Source organism: Caulobacter sp. 602-1, from assembly GCF_003931565.1.
Classification (GTDB): domain Bacteria; phylum Pseudomonadota; class Alphaproteobacteria; order Caulobacterales; family Caulobacteraceae; genus Caulobacter.
Genome location: NZ_RRYI01000101.1, coordinates 1 through 301, shown reverse-complemented (window position 1 = coordinate 301; position 301 = coordinate 1). Strand labels below are relative to the sequence as shown.

1 protein-coding gene is annotated in these 301 nt (G+C 65.4%); it reads right to left on the bottom strand.

The window, feature by feature from the left end; genetic code table 11:
- Positions 1–126: 126 nt before the first annotated feature.
- Positions 127–301: winged helix-turn-helix domain-containing protein (locus tag EIK80_RS25420; RefSeq protein WP_148099137.1), on the bottom strand; the 175-nt coding region annotated here is incomplete at its 5' end.

Here is a 301-nt window from a genome sequence, read left to right as displayed (position 1 = left end):
ACCCAGACGACGGTGCCGACAATGAGTACCGGGATCGCGGCGCCGATCGCCGTCGCGACCACCACCCGGGTTCGCAGCGAGGGCGTACGGGCGAAGATCCGCGACAGAATATTCATGCATGCCCCGTCACTGCATACGCAGCACGAATCCGACTCCGCGGACGGTATGCAGCAGCCTAGGACCACCGCCGGCCTCCAGTTTGCGCCGCAGGTACCCGATGAAGACGTCCACCACGTTGGTGTCGGCGGCGAAGTCGTAGCCCCACACCAATTCCAGGAGTTGCGCTCGGGAGAGCACCGCG